This window comes from Streptomyces cyaneochromogenes (assembly GCF_003963535.1).
In the GTDB taxonomy this organism is placed as follows: Bacteria; Actinomycetota; Actinomycetes; order Streptomycetales; family Streptomycetaceae; genus Streptomyces; species Streptomyces shaanxiensis.
Genome location: NZ_CP034539.1, coordinates 8439516 through 8460873 on the forward strand (window position 1 = coordinate 8439516; position 21358 = coordinate 8460873).

Consider the following 21358-nt stretch of genomic DNA (forward strand, 5'->3'; position numbering starts at 1 on the left):
CTGTGGCCGGTCGGACGGGCGGACCGGCCGCAGGCCCAGGAGCACGCGCAGCCTGTCAGTGGGCGGTCCTCGATGCCTCGGAACGGAGCAGGGTGTTGAGGTTGGCCATGGAGGTGCGCATGCCGGCGCGCATCGCGGGCTGCTGGATGGCGTCGAGGAGGAGCCCGAGCGGGCCGAGGCCGATGGTGTACTCGACCTGGTAGAGCATTTCGGTGGCTTCTCGGCCGTCGGCGCTCTGGACGGGTCGGAATTCGAAGGTGTTGGTGAGGTCCTGGAGCGGGGCGAAGCCGGTGCCGGTGTCGACGCGGCGTTTGAGGGGCTCGATCTCCTGGACGGTCCAGATGGAGTCGGTCTTGAGCGGGCCGAGGGTGCGGTTGCGTTCGGCGTAGGTCCTGCCGACGGTGGCGAGGCCGTGGTGGTCGGTGACCTCGATGGCGCCGGCGACCCACTCGGCGTAGCGGTCGGTGCGGGAGATGACGTCCCAGACCCGCTCGACGGGGGCGTCGATGACGGCGGTCTCGGCGACGAAGAATCGGTTCATGGCAGGGGTTTCCTTTGCTTGTCGGTGGTTGTCGGGCTCAGATCTGGTGGAGGAGTTCGGTGGCGGTGTGCTGGCCGGAGCGGACCGCGCCGTCCATGTAGCCGTTCCAGTACGGGGAGAACTCGGCGCCGGCCCAGTGCACGCGGTGGTGGGGGCGGCCCATCCACTGGCCGAAGTCGGTGAGGACGCCGGGGGCGGCGACGGCGGTGGGGCCGCCCTGGGTCCACTGCTCGGCGGTCCAGTCCTGCTCGACGTAGTCGACGGTGTCGAAGGCGCGCTCCCCGACGACCTGGGCGAAGCAGCGCAGGACGGCGCCGCGGCGCTCGGCGGCCGAGCGGTGGGCCCACTTGCGCCATTCCCTGCCGCCGAGGAAGCCCATCAGCACCCCCGGTCCGCCGTCGGGCGGGGTGTTGTCGAACATCTCGCGGATCGGGGAGCCGCCGCGCAGCAGGCCCATCCCGGACAGGCCCTCGGCCCGCCAGAACGGCCGGTCGTAGACGGCGACGCACTTCATCAGGGTGCCGAAGGGCAGGCGCTGGAACAGCTGGTCCTGCTGGGCCGGCAGCAGCGGGTCCCACACGATCCGCGAGGCCACCAGCGGCGGTACGGCCACGATCACCCGGCCGGCCCGCCAGTCACCGGCGTCCGAGACCACGGTGACACCGGTGGAGTCCTGGCTGACGCGGCGCACCGGCGCGTTGAGCTGGACCCGGCCGTCGAGTTCCTCGGCCAGACGCTGCGCGACCAGCTGGGAGCCGCCGACGAACCGGCTGTCCTGGGCGCCGCCGGTGGTGCCGGTGCCGCGCTCCATCGTGCCGGGATGGGTCTCGTCGCCGAACGTGGAGACGTACCAGAGGCTGAACAGCGCGGACGCGTCACGGGCCTCACCGCCGTAGGCGGAGTTCAGGAAGACGTTGACCAGATCGACGGCGGCGCCCGTGATCCCGGCCTTGCGCAGCCACGTCTCATAGGTCATACCGTCCAGCTCACGGGCGTTCGGGGCCCGCCACGGCGCCGCCGGATCCACCTTGGCCGCGGCCTGCCCGATGCGGGCCAGCGCGATACCCATCTCCGGCAGCGCCAGCGGGTCCGGCAGCAAGTGCCCCGAGAACCGCCTGGCCCTGCCGTTGCGCACGTACACGTTCTCACCCGGGACGGCGGCCCGGTAAGTGGCCACCCCGACCTCCTTGGCCAGCGCCAGGATGTGGTCCTGGGTGGGACCCACGAACTGCCCGCCGATCTCGGTGACCTGACCGTCGCCGAGACGGTGGTTGAGCAACCGGCCACCGACCCGAGCCCGGGCCTCCAGGACGGTCACGGACCTGCCCGCCGCGACGAGTTCCCGCGCCGCCGTCAGACCGGCCAGCCCCGCACCGATCACCACCACATCGGCCCTGCGGGCCTGGTGTGACGTGACGGTGTCCTGGTTCTGCGTGCTGCTCATGGTCACTCCTTGGTCGTGGAAGTGCGGTTCCGGCGCATGACCTGGCCTCTTCCGGGGGCGATGGGCTCCGGTGGACATCACCATACAGACGACATGGTCGCATGACAATGTCACGTGTTTTAGTTGTTCGATGTGGTCGACCGACTTGAGCAAGTGATAAAGTCGGTGCTCGCAGCAGCTCGGATGCCGCCCACGGCACCGGCATGCCTCATGCCCGTAGCCGCTCGACGGCGCGGGCCCACCCGTCCCGCCGTTCGTCCCGCGTCCGCCATGAAATGTGGCGGGACATTCCTTACCGACTCTGGGAGTTCGCCATGGCAGTCCTGCTCCATCGGCTGGGCCGCAGCGCCTACCGCCACCGCAAGCTGGTGCTCGGCATCTGGCTCGTGGTCCTTGCCGCGCTCCTCACGTGCGCCGGCGTCTTCGGCGGCAAGCTCGACGACCGCTTCGCCGTCCCGGGCACCGAGTCGCAGCGCGCGCTGGACACGCTCGGCAAGACGCTGCCCGAAGCCTCCGGAGCGGGCGCCCAGATCGTCTTCACCGCGCCCGAGGGACACCGCGTCACCGAGGCCCGCTACACCGCGGCGGTCGCCGGAGCCGAGGCGGCGGCGGCGAAGGCGCCGCAGGTCAAAGCCGTCATAGGCCCCGGCCGCTCGGGGGCGGTCTCGGCCGACCGGAGCACGGCGATCGTGCAGGTGCAGTACTCGGTGCAGCGGGCCGAAGTACGCCCCTCGTCCCTGGAGGTGATCGAACGGGCGGCAAAGGCCGCCGAGAACAACGGGCTCAGGGCGTCGGTCGGCGGCAGTGCCTACGGCAGCAACGGCGTGCACATCGGCCCGTCCGAGATCATCGGCGTCGCCGTCGCCGTGCTCGTCCTCGTCGTCACCTTCGGCTCCCTGCTCGCCGCGGGCATGTCGCTGCTGCCCGCCCTGCTCGGCGTGGCCGTGGGACTCACCGGGCTGCTCGCCCTCACTCCGGCGGTCAGCATCTCCTCCACCGCCGTCACGCTTGCGCTGATGCTGGGGCTGGCCGTGGGCATCGACTACATCCTGTTCATCCTGACCCGCCACCGCCAGCAGCTCGCCCGCGGAACCGACCCGCAGGAGTCCATCGCGCTGGCCAACGGTACGGCCGGAAGCGCGGTCGTCTTCGCCGGCAGCACCGTGATCATCGCCCTGGCCGCACTGAGCGTCATCGGCATCCCGTTCCTGACCGTGATGGGTCTCGGTGCCGCCGGAGCCGTCCTCGTCGCGGTCCTGGCCGCGATCACCCTGCTCCCGGCCCTCGCCGGATTCGCCGGCACCCGGTTGACCCCGAAGCCCGGCAGGAAGGAGGCCCGGCGGGCCGCCGATCCTGACGGATCCGCCGGCAGGGCGACCCTGGGCGCCCGCTGGGTGCGGACCGTCGTCGCCAAGCCCCTCCTCACCGTCCTGGCTGTCGCCGGCATCCTCGTCGCACTGGCGCTCCCCGCGGCGGACCTGCGCCTTGGCCTGCCGGACAACGGCTCGGCCCCGGTCACCTCCACCGAACGCAAGGCGTACGACACGGTCAACGACAAGTTCGGCCCCGGCTTCAACGGCCCACTCCTGGTGCTGACCGAGACCGACAAGGGGTCGGGGGCGCACGCGGGCGCTCAGGCCGCGCAGAAGCTGCGGGACCTCAAGGGGGTCAAGGCGGTCCTGCCCCCCGCGCCCACACGCGATCCCGCGCAGACCGTCATCCAGGTCATCCCGGAGACCGGTCCCGACAGCGCCCGCACCGACCGGCTCGTCCGCGACATCCGTGCCGCCGCCCCGGACATCCGCGAGACCACCGGAGCGACGGTCGCGGTCACCGGAACCACCGCCGTCAACATCGATGTCTCCAACCGCCTCAGCGACTCCCTGCTGCCGTTCATGGCGATCGTCGTCGGCCTGAGCCTGATCCTGCTGACCATGGTGTTCCGCTCGCTGGTCATCCCCCTCAAGGCCGCCGTCGGGTTCCTGCTGTCGGTGGCGGCCTCGCTCGGCACGGTCGTCGCCCTGTTCCAGTGGGGCTGGCTGGCGGACACCCTCGGCCTCGCCCACACCGGTCCCGTCGTCAGCTTCCTGCCGATCATCCTCATCGGCGTGCTCTTCGGACTCGCCATGGACTACGAGGTCTTCCTCGTCTCCGGGATGCGGGAGGAGTGGGTCCACACCGGCGCGGCCCGCCATTCGGTGACCGAGGGCGCGCGGCACAGCGTCCGCGTCGTCACCGCGGCCGCCCTGATCATGTTCACCGTCTTCGCCGGGTTCTTCCCCCTCGACGACGCCCTGATCAAGCCCATCGCCTTCGCCCTCGCTGTCGGTGTGGCCATCGACGCCTTCGCCGTCCGCCTGACCCTCGTCCCGGCAGTCCTCGCCCTCGCCGGACGGCACGCCTGGTGGCTCCCCGCCTGGCTCGACCGCAACCTGCCCGACCTCGACGTCGAAGGCACACGCCTCCAGAACGCCCCGAAGGCGGAGCACAAGGAGCCCCAGCCAGTCCACTGAACCGGCTGAACACCCGCCGGACCCGCCGGGTCCGCGCAAGGGCCTGGCCCGGAGGGGAGCGCATCCTCCGGGCCGGGCCCTTGCGTGCCGGCACCCCGCGACATCCTGGACCGGCTCGGCCTGCCGCGAGGTACCGCGTCGTTCACCTGACCGCCGAGGAAGACCTCACGCCCGTGGCCGACTGGTCGGCGCCTCCCTCAGCAGCAGACCAGCCCGCAACTCGAGGGGGGTCACTCCGTGCCACCGGCGCACCGCCCGCCGAAGTGCGCTCACGTCCGCGAAGCCTGCCTGACGTGCGATGTCACGAAGCGTCAGTTCCGGTCGCCGCAGCAGTTGTTCGACCCGTTCGCGGCGTACCCCGTCGACGATCGCCTCGTACGTGGTGCCGCACTCGGCCAGGCGACGGCGCAGGGTGCGTTCGCTGGACGCGTGCTTGCGGGCCTGCTCGATGAACGAGGGGATGTCCGGCAGGCTCTGCGCGATGGAGATCTCCAGCACCTCGAGCACGTCCTGCTGCTCGCGCCGTGACGTCATGTCCTTCTCCAACACGTCGAGCACCGAGGTGTAGGTGATGGGATCCCGCCCCGGCATGGCCGCACGCGCCCACCGGGCGGGGATCACCATGCGGTTGCCGGCGGCGTCGAAGCGCAGGGGGCAGCGGAACAGTTCATCGAACGGACGCGTGTCGCGCGGGGCGGGAAAGGCGAACTCGACCGCCTGCGGGGCGAACGACGCACCGATGCTGAGCCGGGTGAGGGTGACGACACTGGAGAACGCCTCCTCGATCAGGAAGACGGCGACCGTCGGATCGAGCGCGGGGTCCGGCAGATCGGCCCTCAGCACGTAGCCCACGTCCTCCCAGCCGGCCGACCACACCGTCATCGCCCCGGAGAGGTTCTGGTATCGCACGCCCGTCTCGATGGCCTCCTCCTGGGTATCGGCGGCCATCATCGCGAAGCCGAGCAGCCCCCACGCGGTCAGGTGCTGAGCCGCGCCCACCCGCAGCCCCAGATGCTCGTCCCCGGTCAGCTCCACCGCCTGACGGATGACGTCACTGCCCTGCCGGTAGGAGACCCGCAGCTCGGCGGAGCCCATCACCGTCGGGTCCAGCCCCACCCTGTTCAGCAGCGGCTGCAGGTCGACGCCGCACGCGTCGGTGACCCGGACGAGGTAGTGCAGGATGTTCGGCGCGATGGTGGCCGAGGTGCTGCGGCTGGTTCCCGGAGAAGTGATCCGGGGGGGAACATCGGGCATCGCATTCCCTCTCACCAGGGAGTTCTCGCTTCACGGTACGTAGCCGGGCCCCGCCGGTGCGGCGTGGTGGCCGCCAGGGCCTCCCTTCCGGCCTACGGCGCACTGCAAATGGCCATTCCGCCTCTCTACCTTTGCGGAAACCCGCATGTTCACCGTACGCGCCCGGCATGGAGCACAGCGCGAGAGCGCACTATACGAAAGCTCACCATGACAACACCTCTGCATACCCCGGTTCCGCGACGATCTGTGTTCCGGAGCCCGCTTGCGCCGGCCCGACGGGCCGTGGCGACGGTGTTCGCCGCCCAGGGAGCGGCGGTCGCTGCGGTGTCCACCACGGTGCCCGCAGTCCAGGAGCGTCTCTCGCTCTCTTCGCTGACGATGACCGTGCTCGTCGTGGCCGTCGCGTTGAGCGCGGGCGTCGGCAGCTTCGCCGGACTGGCCGTGATCCGCCGTCTGGGGCTGGTCACCACCATGCGGATCGCGGTCGTGGCGACCGCCGTGGCTCTGCTGCTGATCGGCTGGGCTCCCGACCAGGCCGTGGCCGCGGTGGCCTACGGACTGTTCGGTATGGCGCTGGGCTGCATCGACGTGTCGGCGAACACCCGGGCCGCGGCGGTCGAACGCCACTACGGCCGGAGCATCTTCGCCTCCTTCTACGCCGCCTGGAGCGCCGCCGGTGTCACTGCCGCTCTGCTGACCGCGGGCACAGCCGACCTCGGCTGGCCGGCCGAGTACACCCTGACCGTGCAGGCCGGCCTCATCCTGGCACTCGCCCTGACCGTCCGCTCGCACACGCTGCCTGCCGAGTCACCGATCGCCGTGTCCGGCCACGGGGAGTCCGTCGTGCTCGGCCGCGGTCTGTGGGTCAGACTCGCCCCGTTCGGCCTCGTCCTCCTGGTTGCCTATGTCATCGACTCCACGGTCTCGTCGTGGTCGACGCTCTATCTCCACCAGACCCTGGACACCTCGCTGTCCCTCGCGCCCCTGGCCTATGCCGCCTACCAGGTGGGCACCGTCACCGGGCGGGCCTGCGCCGACCACCTCGTCCGCAGGATGGGCCCGGCGGCCGTGGTGCGTGCCGCGACCCTGCTCACCGCCGCGGCCCTGGCCGGCTTGGCGGCCGCCCCCGCTTGGCCGTACGCGGTCCTGGCCGCCGCGTGCACAGGGCTCGGGGTCTCCGCACTCGTCCCCCTGTGCCTGGCCTCCGCCGGACGCCTGCGACCGGGAGCGGCCGAAGCCGTCCTGGCCCGTATGAACGTTTTCAATTACACGGGCGTGCTCGCCGGCGGGGCCGCCAGCGGAGTCCTCGGGTCCACCGGTCACTTCCGACTCGCCTACGCGATACCCGCCGTGCTCGTCCTCGCCCTCCTGACGACCGCACGATCCTTCGACCGCCGGTCGACGTCGTAGGCCGCGGGCAGCCGCCGCCCGGGCTTGCCCGTATGAACGCTGGTGCCCCTGGGGCAGATGTGCCGCAGGGGGCCGTCGTCTCCTCGTTCATCACCGGCGCGTCGGAATACGGCGCAGGCAACCGCCGCATTCGCCGCACGCCTGCGCGGTCTGGAGCTCAACCTGTGTCCCCGTTCGGTTCTGTCGTCTGACCGTGTCATGTAACACAATCAGTCGACATTGTCGTCTGACAATGTCGACTGTACGGTAGTCCGCAAGCGACTGCTGGTGCAAAGGAAAGGCACGCTCATGACTCACGCGTCCGTTGACACGGCCCAGGCAATCCCCGAGCGCCCGGCGCTGCCCCTGATCGGCCACGCTCTGGGCATCCCCCGGGGTGCCGACGGCCTCGGTCATCTGGTGAACGAAGTCAAGGACCTGGGCCCGGTATTCAAGATCCGCATCTTCGGTACCGAGACCGTCCTCGTCGGCGGTCTGGACCTGGTGACAGAGCTGTCGGACGAGACCCGGTTCCGCAAGAATCTGCACCCGGACCTGGTCGAGATCCGCCGGCTCGGCGGGGACGGCCTGTTCACCGCCTTCAGCCATGAGGCGAACTGGCAGAAGGCGCACGACATTCTGATGCCGGCGTTCTCGCTCGGTGCGATGCGCGGCTACCACGCAACCATGCTCCGGGTCGCCCGCTCCCTGATCGCCAAGTGGGACGCGGCGGCGGCGGAGCGCCCCGTGGACGTGCCCGAGGACATGACAAGGTTGACCTTCGACACGATCGGGCTGTGCGGGTTCGACTACGACTTCGAGTCGTTCCGCCGCGACGAGCCGCACCCCTTCGTCGAGGCGATGTCACGGGCGCTGGCGTTCACCCAGGCCAAGGGTGAGTCCATCCCCGGCACGCAGCTGTTCAAGTGGAAGCAGGCCGACCAGTTCCGCAAGGACGCGGCGCTGATGACGGACCTGGTCGACGAGGTGATCCGGCAGCGCAAGGCGTCAGGCGACACGAGCACGGATGATCTGCTGGGCCGGATGCTGCACACCCGCGACGCGGCGACCGGCGAGCCGCTGGACGACGTCAACATCCGCCACCAGGTGATCACCTTCCTCATCGCCGGGCACGAGACCACCAGCGGTGCGCTGTCCTTCGCCCTGTACTACCTCACCAAGCACCCCGAAGTGCTGGCCCGCGCCCAGGCCGAGGTGGACGGGCTGTGGGGCGACACGGACACCCCCGAGCCCGAGTACGGGGACATCGGCAAGCTGACGTACATCCGCCAGGTCCTCAACGAGAGCCTGCGGCTGTGGCCGACGGCGCCCGCCTTCGCCGTGGAACCCCTTGAGGACACCGTCATCGGCGGCAAGTACGCCGTGCGCAAGGGCGAGACCCTCATGGTGCTCACCCCCGCCCTCCACCGCGACCCCGCCTGGGGCGAGAACGTCGAGCTGTTCGACCCCGAGCGCTTCACTCCCGAACAGGAGGAGGCCCGCCCGGTCCACCTGTTCAAGCCGTTCGGCAACGGTGAACGCGCCTGCATCGGCCGTCAGTTCGCCCTGCACGAGGCCACCCTGCTGCTCGGCCTGCTGGTGCACCGCTACCGGCTCATCGACCACACCGACTACGAGCTCAGGGTGAAGCAGTCGCTCACCATCAAGCCGGACGAGTTCACCCTGAAGCTCGCCCGGCGCACCAGCGGCGAGCGCCGCCTGACCGCCGCCGCACGCAGTGCCGGCGTCGGCCATGACGCTCCCGCGGCCCGCCACGCCACCGGCACCGCACTGACCCTCCTGCACGGCTCCAACCTCGGCACCTGCGCGGGTATCGCCCGTGATCTGGCCGCGGACGGCGACGAGCACGGCTTCACCCCTTCCGTCGCGCCGCTCAACGACGCGGTGGGCAAGCTCTCCTCCGGCAGCGGACCGGTCGTGATCGTCGCCGCCTCCTACAACGGCAGGCCCACCGACGACGCCGCGGAGTTCGTCACCTGGCTCGAGGGGCTCGAGCCCGGCTCGCTTGACGGCCTTCAGTACGCCGTCCTCGGCGTCGGCGACCGCAACTGGGCCGCCACCTACCAGCGCGTCCCCGCCCTCATCGACGAACGCCTGACCGCGGCCGGTGCCACGGCGCTGCTGGAGCGCGGTGCCGCCGACGCCTCCGGGGACTTCGCGGGCACGGTCGAGCGGTGGACGGGCGACGTGTGGACCGCCCTGCTGGAGCGGTACGGCGACTCGGCGGCCGGGGGCCCGGCTGCCACCGAACCGGAGGAGAGCCAGGGCCTGTACGAGCTCCAGGACGCCGGCGACTCGGTCATCGACCAACTCGCCGCACGGCACGGCGTGCAGCCGATGGAGGTGCTCGACGCCTACGAACTCGTCGACATGGAGCACGAGTTGGGTCGCTCCAAGCGGTTTCTCAAGCTGCGGCTGCCCGACGGCGTCACCTATCGCACCGGCGACCACCTGGCCGTCCTCCCGAGCAACCCCGACGCCCTCGTCCAGCGGGTGGCCGACCGTTTCGGCCTCGACCTGGACCGCACCGTCCGCCTTCAGGCGCGCCGCCGCAGCCGGAGCGCCCTGCCCGTCGACCGGCCGCTGACCCTGCGCCGCCTGCTCACCGACTTCGTCGAACTCCAGGACCCCGCCACCCAGGAGCAGGTCGCCGTGCTCGCCGAGCACACCGCCTGCCCGCCCGAGAAGCGGCCCCTGGCCGAACTCGCCGCGACGGATGCGGAGACCTTCCACGAGCAGGTGACGGCCCGCGGGCGTAGTGTCCTGGACCTGCTGGAGCGCTACCACGCCTGCGAGCTGCCGTTCGAACGTTTCCTGGAGCTGCTGCCGGTCATGCGCCCGCGCCACTACTCGATCTCCTCCTCCGCGCAGGCGCAGCCCGGCGAGGTGGACCTGATGGTGTCACTGCTCGCCGCGCCCCACCGAGGCGGTGAGGGCACCTTCCACGGCATCGCCTCCCACCACCTCCAGACCGTCACGGCCGGCGACACCGTCCAGGCGAGGGTGCTCCCGTGCAGCGAGGACTTCCGCCTCCCCGCGGATCCCTCCGTGCCCGTCATCCTGGTCAGCGCGGGCACCGGCCTGGCCCCCTTCCGCGGTGCCGTCCTCGACCGCCACCACACCAAGTCGACCGGCACACTGCTGTGCTACTTCGGTTGCGACCACCCCGACGTCGACTACCTCCACCGCGGGGAGTTCGAGGCGGCCGAAGCGGCCGGAGCCGTCAGCATGCGCCCCACCTACAGCTGCGCGCCCGAGGACGGCGCCCGCTTCGTCCAGAACCGCATCGCGCGCGAGAGCGACGAGGTGTGGGCAGCACTTCAGGCCGGGGGCCGGGTCTACATCTGCGGCGACGGCCGACGCATGGCCCCGGCGGTGCGGGAGGCGTTCATGTCGATCCACCGCAAGTACACCGGCGCGAGTGACGAGGAGGCGGCCGCCTGGCTGGCCGCCCTCACCAAGTCCGGTCACTACGTCGAGGACGTCTGGGCCGGCTGACCTCAGCCGCCTCGGCCGCTCACCCCTCCACGGCCACGGGTGCCGACGCGCCCGTGGCCGTCGTGGCGCGAACCTCCCGTCTACGTGCACCGAGCAGGCGATGGTCAGGACGTAGCCGATGCCGCGTGCCTCAAGGGCGGCGCGGAGCTGCGGGGTCCTGGCCGTTGGCTTCGCCGCCGGGCACCCAGGAGGCGGTGATCCCGGCGTCCAGCGCAGCGGTGAGCACCTCCCGAGGCCGGACGGGGCTTGGTGGCGAACTGCACCGTATCGGGTATCCCGGCCCTGGCGCGGCGCTCGGGGCATGGGACCAGGAGTGTTCGGGGAGGTGGAGGCGCCGGTCGATCAGGGCCCGTCCCGGGCGGGTGGCCAGGCGAGGAACACGCCGACCGGGGCCTTTTCGTTGCGTCCCGCTGTGCCGGTGTACTGCCTTTGCACTCCTGCCGAGGAGCGGCCCTTCTTCAGGAAGCCGGTCTCGTCGACAACGAGAACGCTGCCGTCCATTCCGAGGTGTTCGGCGGCGTAGGCGCGAAGTCGTCGCGGACAGCGTCTGCGTCCCAGGGGGCGTAGCGCAGGAGACGCTGCATCGGCCCAGGCCGCGTATGGCCCGCCTGCTCGGCCTAACAGATCCAGATGGGCGATCCAGAAACGGGCACTCAGCGGGTTGCCCGGTCTGCTGCTTCTCGGGTGATGTCGGCGTAGAGGCGGAAGAGGGCCGGGCGGGCTTCGCTGCTGTCTCGTTCGTGCAGGGCCGCCCAACGCCGGGCGAAACGGACTCGCCCGCCGCCTCCCCCGGTAGGTTTCGTCATCGCCGTCTCGCCCGCGGTCAACTGGTTCCAGGAGGGACGCTACAACCTCCTCGCCGAACTGCGCGCCGACGGTGCATCGGCAGCCCGCACCAAGGCCGCGATCGCCAAGAGCGACACCACCCGCCGACTGCTGAAACGCCACGCGACCTTCGAGGAGTACGTCACGGCGATGGGCGGCGTCGCGGCATGACCGCCGATCGCCGGAACTTCATCTCCAAGAACTACACCGCGGACGCCACGCTGGACCTCCGCGCCCTGCGCGGCATACCGGTATTGCTGACTCTCGCCGGCCATGACATCAACGTGGACATTGCCGACACCGAGCGCACCTACCGCAGGGTGCTGGACGCAGGCGGTGCACTGACGGTCAGGCGTTACCCGGACGCGACCCATGCACTGCTCATGCAGTCCATCGAGCAGTCGAACCTCAAAGCGAAGCCCACCGCGATCTTCTCCCCCGCTCGCTCTTCGCGAACCGATTCCCGGACGGCCAGCGACAGTTCCTGAAGGATCCCGGCCGAGGCAGCAACGCCGCTTCATGACAGTCCCCCCAAGGTCGGCCATGGCGCGTGGTGCACGTTCGCGTGTACCGCCCGGTGCACGGTGACGCACGCCGCCAACGCCGTCCGCGGCCAACTCGACACGGTCGTCGACGAGGACGCATCAGCCCTGGGCGCCGAGCAGTGCACGTGCGGCGGTCGCCTCCTGCCTGCGCGTTTTACTGTGCCGCATCGGGCCGGCCCCTCATCGGTCGGAGGCTCTGCTGACCAGACTTCCTGCCCATCCGAGCAGGAACCCGGCGGGGATCGAGATCAGCGTGACTGTCTGCAGCGGGTACCAGTTGACGTGCCAGCGCGGGAAGAGGGCGAATGCGGTCCCTGAGAACGCCGGCGAGGAGAGTTGCAGGACCACAGCGCACGCGAGCCCCCCGTACAACGTCCAAAGAAGGCCTCCTCGGGTGTATCCCGTCCAGAAGGTGGAGTAGATCAGCGCAGGCAGCACCGTGGAGGCGGCAATGGCCATGGCCAGAGTCGTCAGGAACTGGATGTTCCACCCCTGCACCGCGACGGCGAGCACCATGCTCAGACTCCCGACGCCTACCCCGGCCCAGCGTGCGGCCACGACCCCGGTGCCCTCGTCGGGGCGTGTGCGTTTCCTGCGGGAGCGGAGGTCGTGGGCGACCGAGGCGGCAGCGGAGAGGGTGAAGCTCGCACTGGCTGCCAGGACGGCGGCGAACACCGCGCAGGCCACGAGTACGAAGAACCAGGCCCCGCCGCCTGTGGACGCACCCCCGGCCAGGTGGCTTGCCAGCCGCAACAAGGCGCTGGTGCCGCCTGGATCGGTCGTGGCGATGGTCCGGCTTCCGGCGATCGCTGCGGCCCCGAGCCCCATGATGGCGGCAAGCAGACAGAAAGCCGCTGTGATCGTGATGGCGTGGCGGACGACCCGCTGGGCGGACGGGCCATCGGCTGTCGTGTTGATGCGCATCACTATGTGCGGCATAAACGCGACTCCGAGGACAATGGTCAGCTGCAGGCCAATGAAGTCGAGGCCGGCCGTGGTGGCCGAAGCGCCGGGGACCGCGCTCATGCCCTGGCCGAGGAAACGGTCGGGAAAGGAACTGCTCCTGCGTGCAGCGCTGATGACCGCGTCGGCACTCCAGTGGAAGTCGTGGAGCACGAGGGCGACAGTGAGCAGACTGGCCGCGGCGAGAACAACCGCCTTGAAGATGTGGAGAGCGTTCGCGCTCCTCATCCCGCCGAGGGCGGACGCGCATATGATCAATGATCCGATCATGAGGGAAAGCACTTGCTGCGCGCCGGGTCCCGAGAGGCCGAAGAGCAGCGCGGTGGACACCCCCACTCCAGCGATCTCGAACATGAGCAGAAGGACGCAGATGGAGAGAGTGACCACGGCCCCTGCGATGCGTACCGCAGGGCTCTCCGCGCGTCGGGTGAGCAGATCGCCGACCGTGAAGCGGCCATGGTCGCGCATGGTCTTCGCGACCAGCAGCAGGACGCCGAGGGAGAGCAGGAGACTCAGCGTGACGAAGAGGCCGTCGTATCCGCTGACGGCAATGGTTCCGGTGGTCCCGATGATGGTGCCGGCTGGGATGCACTCACTGGACAGGGCAAAGGCATTGCGCAGTGTGCCCAGGGGCCGCTCTCCCCGGTAGTAGGCACTTACCAGATCCCTCTCCGGATCGGCCATCAAACTGAGGAAGAGTGCGCCGACCAGGAACATGCAGAAGCCGATTGTCAGGACCTGCGATGTGCCGTGCCCGATGAGTACGGGGGCTGCTGCTTCGAGCGCCATGGTCGTCAATCTGCCTTCTCGGATCCGGAGTTGTCGTACCGGACGGCCGTCCAGACGAGCAGCGTGCCCTGGACGAGGGGGAGGGCCAGACTCACCGTGATTTCTCCGAAGATCTGGGATCTCAGCCAAGGCGGGTTCAGTGCCGAGAGAGTCAGGCCACCGAGGAACAGGCATCCATTGAGCAGGATGAATCGGGCCGTGGAGGATGCTCGGCCCGAGCGCTGCCGTCTGGTCAGAGGGTTCGGCACAGGGCTCCTTCCTGGATACCGCCCCGGCAGGGCGTACTTGGTTGGCATGGCACGGACAGGGGCCGCCGATGATCAAGGGATCGCTCCGCGGCGCAACTTTGTGAAGAGCGCCGATGCGGGGGCAGCCGGAATCGTCGTGCACAGCCGGCCCGACCCTGATGTTCGCCTCCCGCGGTGCCGGTGCAGTGAGTGTGGCTCGCCGGCGGAGGCGACTGTAGGTCCCGTCGATGCCTGACGAACAGGGCGAAGGGGGCCAGAAAGAGGTACTCACCGGCCAAGAGCGTGATCTTGTGACCGATGACGTCCGGGTACGCACACCGCTGCTGCTTCACCTCCGCCGCCGCGGCGTCAGAGGCATCCCGGGCAGCCGCGGAAATGGACCACGCTCAGGCCTTGGCCGTCGGCTTGTGACAGTGCCGCTCGTCGACGGCAGCAGCCGCCCGGCGACGACTGCCCTCACGACGGCGGGCCACAGCGCGGGCGGGGCTTGGGTGGCCAGGTGCCTGCCGCCCGTACCGGCGGTGCTGCCTCCCCGGCGTCCGGTCCGGCTGCAGGTGGCGCTGTCCGCGCCCCGTGTGCCTGGCCGGGCACGAGTCTGCCTTGGAGACAGCCGTCTGGCCGCTGAGGCCCCCCGTGCGACCGCCCGGACCAGTTCCCGCCGAACGGCAGATGAATAGATTCCCTTCAGTCCCTGAAGAACGAAACCGCCGATCGGCTGAGGGAGAGAGCGGCTTCATCTGCCGCTCGGGTCGATCGGTTCGAGCTCTTCTGCGGCTGTGAGTCGCCCTGGCACGCAAACGCCGGGCCGTGCCTGCCGTGGCGGTGCTGTCACGCCGTACGGCCGTACTCATCAAGGGCGCCGAACATCACCTAGGAGTGTCCATGACCGGTTCACAGAGCAGTGCGCCCACGCGGGGCCGCCAGAGGAACGAAGCCGATGTGGTGGTGATCGGTGCGGGGCTGGCCGGTCTGACGGCGGCGCGGGAACTCGTCGCGGCGGGCAGGTCCGTGACCGTCCTGGAGGCCCGGGCTCGGGTCGGTGGCCGGTTGCTCAACCACCGTCTCGGCGACGGTCAGGTCACCGAGATCGGCGGGCAGTTCGTGGGTCCCACCCAGGACCACATCCTGGCGCTGGCCAAGGAGGTCGGGGTGGCCACTTACCGGGCCGCCGTCCCGGGTGAGAACGTGTACGTGCGCAACGGCAGGGCCAGGCGGTTCTCGGGGCACTTGCTGCCGGACCCGCTGGCGCTGCCGGAGATGGGTATCGCGCTGGCCCGCATCGGGCAGGCCGCGGCCAAGGTGGATCCGGCGGCGCCGTGGCGGGCCCCGAACGCCCGTGAGCTGGACGGTATGACCTATGAGACGTGGCTGCGCAAGGCCGGGATCACGGGCGCCGCCGTCGATCTGGTCAACGTCTTCCTGAACTCCGCCTACGGCGGTGAGGCCCGTGACGCGTCCGCGCTGTTCAGCCTCTGGTACGTCTCCACGTTCGGCGACGAGACCCATCCCGGCACGATGGAGCGCGGCACCGGCACCACCGGCGGCGCCCAGGACAGCCGGTTCGTCGGCGGCTCCCAGCTGGTCGCGCAGCGTCTGGCCGAGGAACTCGACGGCCGGGTCCAGCTCAACGCGCCGGTGCGCCGCGTCAGCCAGGACTCCACCGGTGTCACCGTGGTCTCGGACGCCGGTGACTGGCGGGCCGGCCGGGTGATCGTGGCCGTACCGCCGCTGGTGGCCTCGCGGATCGTGTGGGACCCGCTGCTGCCGGCCCAGCAGGACCAGCTGTTCCAGCGCCTGCCCTTCGGCACCCTGATGAAGTGCGTCGCCGTCTACGACCGGCCGTTCTGGCGGGCCGAGGGCCTGTCCGGGATGGGCCTGCTGCGCGGCGGCTCCCCGATCCGCGAGATGTTCGACAACACCCCGCCCGACGGCGGACCGGGGGTGCTGATGGGCTTCCTCGGCGGCAGGGAATGGCGCAAGTGGGCCCACCGCTCGGCCGCCGAGCGCCGCGGCGCCGTCCTGCGCTGCTTCGCCCAGGTCGTCGGGGAGCGCGCCTTCGACACCGTCGACTACGTCGAGCAGGACTGGACCGCCGAGCAGTGGACCCAGGGCGGCCCCACCGCCGTCGCCGCCCCCGGCGTCCTCACCGACTTCGGCCAGTGGATGGGCCGCCCCCACCACCGCGTGCACTGGGCCGGCGCCGAGTTCTCCCCGTACTGGAACGGCTACATGGACGGCGCGGTCCGCTCCGGCCAGCACACCGCCACCGAACTCCTCCACCAGATCTGAGCCCGACAACCACCGACAAGCAAAGGAAACCCCTGCCATGAACCGATTCTTCGTCGCCGAGACCGCCGTCATCGACGCCCCCGTCGAGCGGGTCTGGGACGTCATCTCCCGCACCGACCGCTACGCCGAGTGGGTCGCCGGCGCCATCGAGGTCACCGACCACCACGGCCTCGCCACCGTCGGCAGGACCTACGCCGAACGCAACCGCACCCTCGGCCCGCTCAAGACCGACTCCATCTGGACCGTCCAGGAGATCGAGCCCCTCAAACGCCGCGTCGACACCGGCACCGGCTTCGCCCCGCTCCAGGACCTCACCAACACCTTCGAATTCCGACCCGTCCAGAGCGCCGACGGCCGAGAAGCCACCGAAATGCTCTACCAGGTCGAGTACACCATCGGCCTCGGCCCGCTCGGGCTCCTCCTCGACGCCATCCAGCAGCCCGCGATGCGCGCCGGCATGCGCACCTCCATGGCCAACCTCAACACCCTGCTCCGTTCCGAGCACTCGACGACGGAGCGGTGACATGTCGGCGACGAGTGAGTCCCTCGAAGAGCGGCGTCGTGCTGTGGCGGTGGCGTGTCACCGGCTGGCCGGTGAGGGGCTGCTGATCGGTACGGCGGGCAATGTGAGCGTGCGTGACGGGGACCGGGTCGCGGTCACCGCGACGGGTGCGGTCCTGGGCCGGTGTACGCCCGAGGAGGTGACGGTGGTCGGCCGGGACGGCGGGGTACTCGCCGGGAGTCTGGAGCCGACGTCGGAGCTGGAACTGCATCTGGGGATCTATGAGCGGTACGGCGCCGGTGCGGTGGTGCATACGCATTCGCCGCAGGCCACGGCGTTGTCCCTGGTACTTGATGAACTGCCGTGCGTGCACTATCAGCAGCTCGGGCTGGGCGGGTCGGTGCGTGTGGCGCCGTTCGCCGTGTTCGGCAGCCCGGAGCTGGCCGAGGAGGTGCTGGCGGCGCTGGAGGGCAGGTCGGCGGCGCTGATGGCCAACCATGGCGCGGTCGTGTACGGCCCGACGCTGGACAAAGCCCTCGAGAACGCCTTGTTGCTGGAGTGGGCGTGCGGTCTTTACCTGCGCGCCGCCCGGATCGGCACACCGCGGGTCCTGGACGTCGACCAGCAGACCGCCGTCGTCAACGCCGCGCTGCGGCGCGGTTACGGCACCACCCGTCCCACAGGAGAGGACAGCACCCGATGAGTCAGACAGTCATAGCCCTCGGCGCCCACGTGTTCGACGTGCAGGTCCGTCCGGTCGAGAGCATCCCGCAGGGGCAGGGCGCGACCCTGGTGGAGCAGATCCGGTTCAGCCCGGCGGGGACGGCCGCCGGTACCGCGCTGACCCTGGCCAAGCTGGGTGCGGCGGTGCGCACGGCCGGCGCGGTGGGCGCCGACCCGATCGGTGACCTGCTGCTGAGCATGCTGGCCCGCCACGGCGTGGACACCTCTCTCGTGCTGCGCCGTGACAGCGCCCAGACCTCGGCCTCGGTGCTGCCCATCCGGCCCGACGGCAGTCGGCCGGCTTTCCATGTCCTGGGCGCGAACATCGCCTACGGGCCCGACGACGCCCCCCACGCGCAGATCGCCCAGGCCACTCATCTGCACATGGGCGCGCCCGAGCTGATGGGCGGTGAGGCCGCGGCGAAGATCCTCGCTCCCGCGCGGGCCGCGGGGGTGGTCACCTCCGCCGACCTGCTCGCCTCCGGCGACAGCGGCCTGTTCGAGTGGATCGCGCCCGCGCTGCCGTATCTGGACCATCTGCTGCCCAACGAGGACCAGGTGCTCGGGCTCACCGGCGCGTCAACGCTGGAGGAGGGTGCGCGCAGGTTCCTCGCGGAAGGGGTCGGGTGCGTCGCCATCACCCGGGGCGCCCGCGGTGCGCTGGTCGTCACCGACGACGAGGTGATCGAGATCCCGGCCTTCGCGGTCGACGTGGTGGACACCACCGGCTGCGGCGACGCCTTCACGGCCGGCTTCCTGCGCGGCCTCGGCCTGGGCCGCAGCCTCCGCGAATGCGGCGTACTCGGCTGCACCGCCGCCGCCCTGGTCGCACAGGGACTCGGCAGCGACCACGGAGACTTCGACCTCGCCACCGCCGACACCTTCGCAGCCACAGCCCCCATCCTGGAGTGCCACTGACATGGACGGCATCGACATCACCCGGGCGCCCGGCACCGAAGCCGCGGCCACCGTTTCCCGCCTGCATACCGCGTTCGCGACCGGCCTGACCAGACCCGTGGCCTGGCGGCGCGCCCAGCTGCGGGGCCTGCGAAGCCTGCTGACGGACCACGCACCGGAGCTGGAGGAGGCGCTGAGAGCCGATCTCGGGAAGAGTCCGACGGAGGCATTCACCACCGAGCTCGGGTTCACCGTCAACGAGATCGACCACACACTCGCCCACCTGAACGCATGGCTGCGCCCGCGCCGCACCCGCGTACCCCTCGCCCTCGCGCCCGCACGCGCCCGGCTGGTCCGCGAACCCCTGGGCACCGTCCTGATCATCAGCCCGTGGAACTACCCGGTGCAGTTGGCGCTGGCGCCCCTGGTCGGCGCGCTGGCCGCGGGCAACTGCGCCGTCGTCAAACCCAGCGAACTCGCCCCCGCCACCTCCGCCGCCCTCGCCCGGCTGCTGCCCCTCCACCTCGACCCGCAGGCGGTGGCCGTTGTCGAGGGCGGCGTCCCCGAGACGACGGCCCTGCTGGAACAGCGTTTCGACCACATCTTCTACACCGGCAACGGCACCGTCGGCCGCATCGTCATGACCGCCGCCGCACGCCACCTCACCCCGCTGACCCTCGAACTCGGCGGCAAGAGTCCCGCCGTGGTGGAACCCGGCGCCGACCTGGCCACAGCAGCCCGCCGCATCGTCTGGGGCAAGTTCATGAACGCCGGCCAGACCTGCGTCGCACCGGACTACGTCCTCGCTGTCGGCGAGACGGCCACCGCCCTGGAACCCCACCTGGCCTCAGCCGTCCGCGAGATGTACGGCGACGACCCGGCCGCCGGCCCCGACTACGGCCGCATCGTCAGCACCCGCCACTTCGACCGGCTCGTCGCCTTCCTCAAGGACGGACGCACCGTCGTCGGCGGGGACCACGACCGCGACAGCCGCTACATCGCCCCCACCGTTCTCGCCGACGTCGACCCCGAAGCACCGGTGATGAAGGAGGAGATCTTCGGGCCCGTCCTGCCCGTCGTCGCCGTCCCCGACCTGGACGCGGCCATCTCCTTCATCACAGAACGGGACAAACCCCTGGCCCTCTACGCCTTCACCGCCTCCGCCGCCGGCAAGCGCCGCCTGACCGCGGAGACCTCCTCGGGCGCCCTGGCCTTCGGCGTCCCCAACGCCCATCTGACCGTCTCCGGGCTGCCGTTCGGCGGCGTCGGGGAAAGCGGCTTCGGCCGCTACCACGGCGAGCACTCCATCGACACCTTCAGCCACACCAAGGCCGTCCTGGACAAGCCGCTCTTCCCCGACCTGCTCCGGCTCGCCTACCCGCCGTTCACCGCCTGGAAGGAACGACTGCTGCGCCTACTGGTGTGACACTCGCGGGAGCAGAGGACGACGCCCGCACCAGTGCGGCCGTCAGCGGGTACGCCGCCTGCACCGGCAGCTTCGGGCGTTCTCGCCGTCGTGACGTACTACGCGACCACGTCGAGCGGCACAGTGACAGGCACGACGTCCTGAACCATGCGTGGTGCCCGCCCGGGAGCCCCCCGGGTGGGCACCACGCACAGCCGCGCGCCCAGTGCCCATGCAGTCGGGCAGCCTTTGCGGCGATCCGTTACAGCGGGAGTTGTATGCCGAGCTCCTGCATGGCGCGGCAGGGCGGGCCGCCTTCGGAACATTCGGTCTTGTGGCCCTTGACGCGGCGTTGGAGGGTGCGGGGTCGATGGCTTCGGGACTGTCAACCGAGTGGCTCTGGCCCGTAGTCGGTGGTGACGCCGGGTGTCTGTCAGGGCAGGAGGATGCGGTGGCGGAGGAGGTCGAATCCGGCGCGTCTGTGCATCTGTCTCATGATCCTCTTGGTGCGGGTGTTGACGCCTTCGGTGCGGCCGTTGTGGTAGGGCAAGGTGAGTCCGGCGTTCACGGCGAGCCGGTCGATTTCGAGGCCGCTGGTGAAGCTGCGCAGGTGGGGTAGGTCGACGGCGCGGGCGGCTGTGATCCACTCGGTGAGTTTCACGTTGTTGCCCTCGGCCGGTTTCAGCAGGGTGGCGAAGCCGCGTACGAGATCGGCGAGTGCGGTCATCTCCGGGCAGGCCGCGACGATCTTCTCCAGCAGGGTCGTTTCCTTCGGGCGCAGGGTTTCGGGGTCGGTGAGCAGGAGGCGGCTGGCGTGACGTGGGGTGGTGACGGGGCGGTCGCCTTCGGCGCGGCCCTGGTTGAGGTAGTGGACCAGGAGGTTCGCGCTGCCGGTGTAGCCCAGCTCCCTTATCTCTCAGCAGTTGGGTGACAGGAACTGCCGGTTCGGCCGCGCGGCGGGCGCGCAGATGGTCGCGGTAGGGGTCGACGAGGGTGGGCCGGTAGGTGGGGGCGATGCGCAGGGCCTGGGGCTCGGGCATGCGGGCGTAGCGTTTGACGGTATTCAGGGCCACTCCGAGGCGGCGGGAGCAGTCGAGCAGGCCGACGCCCTGGCCGAGGAGGTCGTGGATCTTGTTCCAGCGTTCGCGGGTGGTCTGCTCGCGTACTCCACCAGGGCGGGTCGGATTGATGGTGGCCCAGCATCCGGTGTGCGCGCGGACCTCGATCTGGACTTGTCGCAGAGGTTGCGCCAGAGGTGCCATCGGTCGCTGACCTGCACCGCGTCGGGCAGGGCGCGGCGGATGGCCTCGGCGTAGGCGGCCGAGCCGTCGCGGCACACGATCTCGGCACCAGGATGCCGCCTGCGGCGCAGCGTGCCTGCCGCGTGGATGGCCCGCTAACGCAGAGATCCCGACGCCGTTCAGTCAAGAAGAGTGCCCGTGAGCCCTTTCCGACCTGGTTGCCGGGTCAGGCCGTTGGGCTGACAACGCAGTGAAGCCCCTGGTAGATGGG

Annotated in this window: 13 protein-coding genes and 2 pseudogenes; 9 read left to right on the forward strand and 6 right to left on the reverse strand. The window is 70.3% G+C overall.

Features of this window, described 5'->3' with window-relative positions; genetic code table 11:
- Positions 1 to 55: 55 nt before the first annotated feature.
- Together EJ357_RS38160 and EJ357_RS38165 are read right to left on the reverse strand one after the other, a co-directional pair.
- Positions 56 to 541: an SRPBCC family protein gene (locus tag EJ357_RS38160; RefSeq protein ID WP_126396219.1), complete on the reverse strand. Its 486-nt coding sequence runs from the start codon at positions 539 to 541 to the stop codon at positions 56 to 58.
- A gap of 37 nt (positions 542 to 578) precedes the next feature.
- Positions 579 to 2099: an FAD-dependent oxidoreductase gene (locus tag EJ357_RS38165; protein ID WP_323377654.1), complete on the reverse strand. Its 1521-nt coding sequence runs from the start codon at positions 2097 to 2099 to the stop codon at positions 579 to 581.
- Positions 2100 to 2299: 200 nt separating this feature from the next.
- Here EJ357_RS38165 and EJ357_RS38170 point away from each other — a divergent pair, with 200 nt between their 5' ends.
- The gene (locus EJ357_RS38170) at positions 2300 to 4498 is read left to right on the forward strand and encodes an MMPL family transporter (RefSeq protein WP_126396221.1); all 2199 of its coding nucleotides are present in this window, start codon (positions 2300 to 2302) and stop codon (positions 4496 to 4498) included.
- Between the two features lie 165 nt (positions 4499 to 4663).
- Here the strand turns inward: EJ357_RS38170 and EJ357_RS38175 are convergent, their stop codons facing one another.
- Positions 4664 to 5752 (reverse strand): AraC family transcriptional regulator, encoded by a 1089-nt coding sequence (locus EJ357_RS38175; RefSeq protein WP_126396222.1) that lies wholly within the window; start codon positions 5750 to 5752, stop codon positions 4664 to 4666.
- A 207-nt stretch (positions 5753 to 5959) separates the two neighbouring features.
- Here EJ357_RS38175 and EJ357_RS38180 point away from each other — a divergent pair, with 207 nt between their 5' ends.
- Together EJ357_RS38180 and EJ357_RS38185 are read left to right on the forward strand one after the other, a co-directional pair.
- Entirely contained in the window at positions 5960 to 7162 is a 1203-nt protein-coding gene (locus EJ357_RS38180) for an MFS transporter (protein WP_126396223.1), read from the forward strand.
- Positions 7163 to 7450: 288 nt separating this feature from the next.
- Entirely contained in the window at positions 7451 to 10660 is a 3210-nt protein-coding gene (locus EJ357_RS38185) for a bifunctional cytochrome P450/NADPH--P450 reductase (protein ID WP_126396224.1), read from the forward strand.
- Between the two features lie 242 nt (positions 10661 to 10902).
- On the opposite strand, the pseudogene EJ357_RS38190 reads toward EJ357_RS38185, so the two are convergent.
- A pseudogene (locus EJ357_RS38190) lies at positions 10903 to 11277 on the reverse strand (IS701 family transposase); the annotation flags it as partial.
- Between the two features lie 375 nt (positions 11278 to 11652).
- On the opposite strand from EJ357_RS38190, the gene EJ357_RS48615 reads away from it, so the two are divergent.
- Positions 11653 to 11973 (forward strand): alpha/beta fold hydrolase, encoded by a 321-nt coding sequence (locus EJ357_RS48615; RefSeq protein WP_175647667.1) that lies wholly within the window; start codon positions 11653 to 11655, stop codon positions 11971 to 11973.
- Between the two features lie 237 nt (positions 11974 to 12210).
- Here EJ357_RS48615 and EJ357_RS38205 read toward each other — a convergent pair whose 3' ends face one another.
- Complete coding sequence (locus tag EJ357_RS38205) at positions 12211 to 13782, reverse strand: sodium:solute symporter family transporter (RefSeq protein WP_175647668.1); 1572 nt, start codon at positions 13780 to 13782, stop codon at positions 12211 to 12213.
- A gap of 1130 nt (positions 13783 to 14912) precedes the next feature.
- Here EJ357_RS38205 and EJ357_RS38210 point away from each other — a divergent pair.
- Genes EJ357_RS38210 through EJ357_RS38230 form a run of 5 tightly spaced genes read left to right on the forward strand, consistent with a single transcriptional unit; the run spans position 14913 to position 19867 of the window.
- Entirely contained in the window at positions 14913 to 16319 is a 1407-nt protein-coding gene (locus tag EJ357_RS38210; RefSeq protein ID WP_126396226.1) for a flavin monoamine oxidase family protein, read from the forward strand.
- Between the two features lie 37 nt (positions 16320 to 16356).
- Positions 16357 to 16842, forward strand: coding sequence for an SRPBCC family protein (locus EJ357_RS38215; protein ID WP_126396227.1), 486 nt, complete (start codon positions 16357 to 16359; stop codon positions 16840 to 16842).
- Position 16843: 1 nt separating this feature from the next.
- Positions 16844 to 17524: a class II aldolase/adducin family protein gene (locus EJ357_RS38220; protein WP_126396228.1), complete on the forward strand. Its 681-nt coding sequence runs from the start codon at positions 16844 to 16846 to the stop codon at positions 17522 to 17524.
- Positions 17521 to 18462: a carbohydrate kinase family protein gene (locus EJ357_RS38225; protein ID WP_126396229.1), complete on the forward strand. Its 942-nt coding sequence runs from the start codon at positions 17521 to 17523 to the stop codon at positions 18460 to 18462. The genes EJ357_RS38220 and EJ357_RS38225 overlap by 4 nt, the downstream gene beginning before the upstream one ends.
- A 1-nt stretch (position 18463) precedes the next feature.
- The gene (locus EJ357_RS38230) at positions 18464 to 19867 is read left to right on the forward strand and encodes an aldehyde dehydrogenase family protein (protein WP_126396230.1); all 1404 of its coding nucleotides are present in this window, start codon (positions 18464 to 18466) and stop codon (positions 19865 to 19867) included.
- Between the two features lie 412 nt (positions 19868 to 20279).
- Here EJ357_RS38230 and EJ357_RS38240 read toward each other — a convergent pair.
- Positions 20280 to 21203, reverse strand: a pseudogene (locus tag EJ357_RS38240) (transposase); the annotation flags it as partial.
- Positions 21204 to 21358: the final 155 nt, after the last annotated feature.

Coding starts and splice junctions, on each gene's coding strand:
- EJ357_RS38160 (WP_126396219.1), bottom strand. CDS start 541: ATGAACCGATTCTTCGTCGCCGAGACCGCCGTCATCGACGCCCCCGTC.
- EJ357_RS38170 (WP_126396221.1), top strand. CDS start 2,300: ATGGCAGTCCTGCTCCATCGGCTGGGCCGCAGCGCCTACCGCCACCGC.
- EJ357_RS38175 (WP_126396222.1), bottom strand. CDS start 5,752: ATGCCCGATGTTCCCCCCCGGATCACTTCTCCGGGAACCAGCCGCAGC.
- EJ357_RS38180 (WP_126396223.1), top strand. CDS start 5,960: ATGACAACACCTCTGCATACCCCGGTTCCGCGACGATCTGTGTTCCGG.
- EJ357_RS38185 (WP_126396224.1), top strand. CDS start 7,451: ATGACTCACGCGTCCGTTGACACGGCCCAGGCAATCCCCGAGCGCCCG.
- EJ357_RS48615 (WP_175647667.1), top strand. CDS start 11,653: ATGACCGCCGATCGCCGGAACTTCATCTCCAAGAACTACACCGCGGAC.
- EJ357_RS38205 (WP_175647668.1), bottom strand. CDS start 13,782: ATGGCGCTCGAAGCAGCAGCCCCCGTACTCATCGGGCACGGCACATCG.
- EJ357_RS38210 (WP_126396226.1), top strand. CDS start 14,913: ATGACCGGTTCACAGAGCAGTGCGCCCACGCGGGGCCGCCAGAGGAAC.
- EJ357_RS38215 (WP_126396227.1), top strand. CDS start 16,357: ATGAACCGATTCTTCGTCGCCGAGACCGCCGTCATCGACGCCCCCGTC.
- EJ357_RS38220 (WP_126396228.1), top strand. CDS start 16,844: ATGTCGGCGACGAGTGAGTCCCTCGAAGAGCGGCGTCGTGCTGTGGCG.
- EJ357_RS38225 (WP_126396229.1), top strand. CDS start 17,521: ATGAGTCAGACAGTCATAGCCCTCGGCGCCCACGTGTTCGACGTGCAG.
- EJ357_RS38230 (WP_126396230.1), top strand. CDS start 18,464: ATGGACGGCATCGACATCACCCGGGCGCCCGGCACCGAAGCCGCGGCC.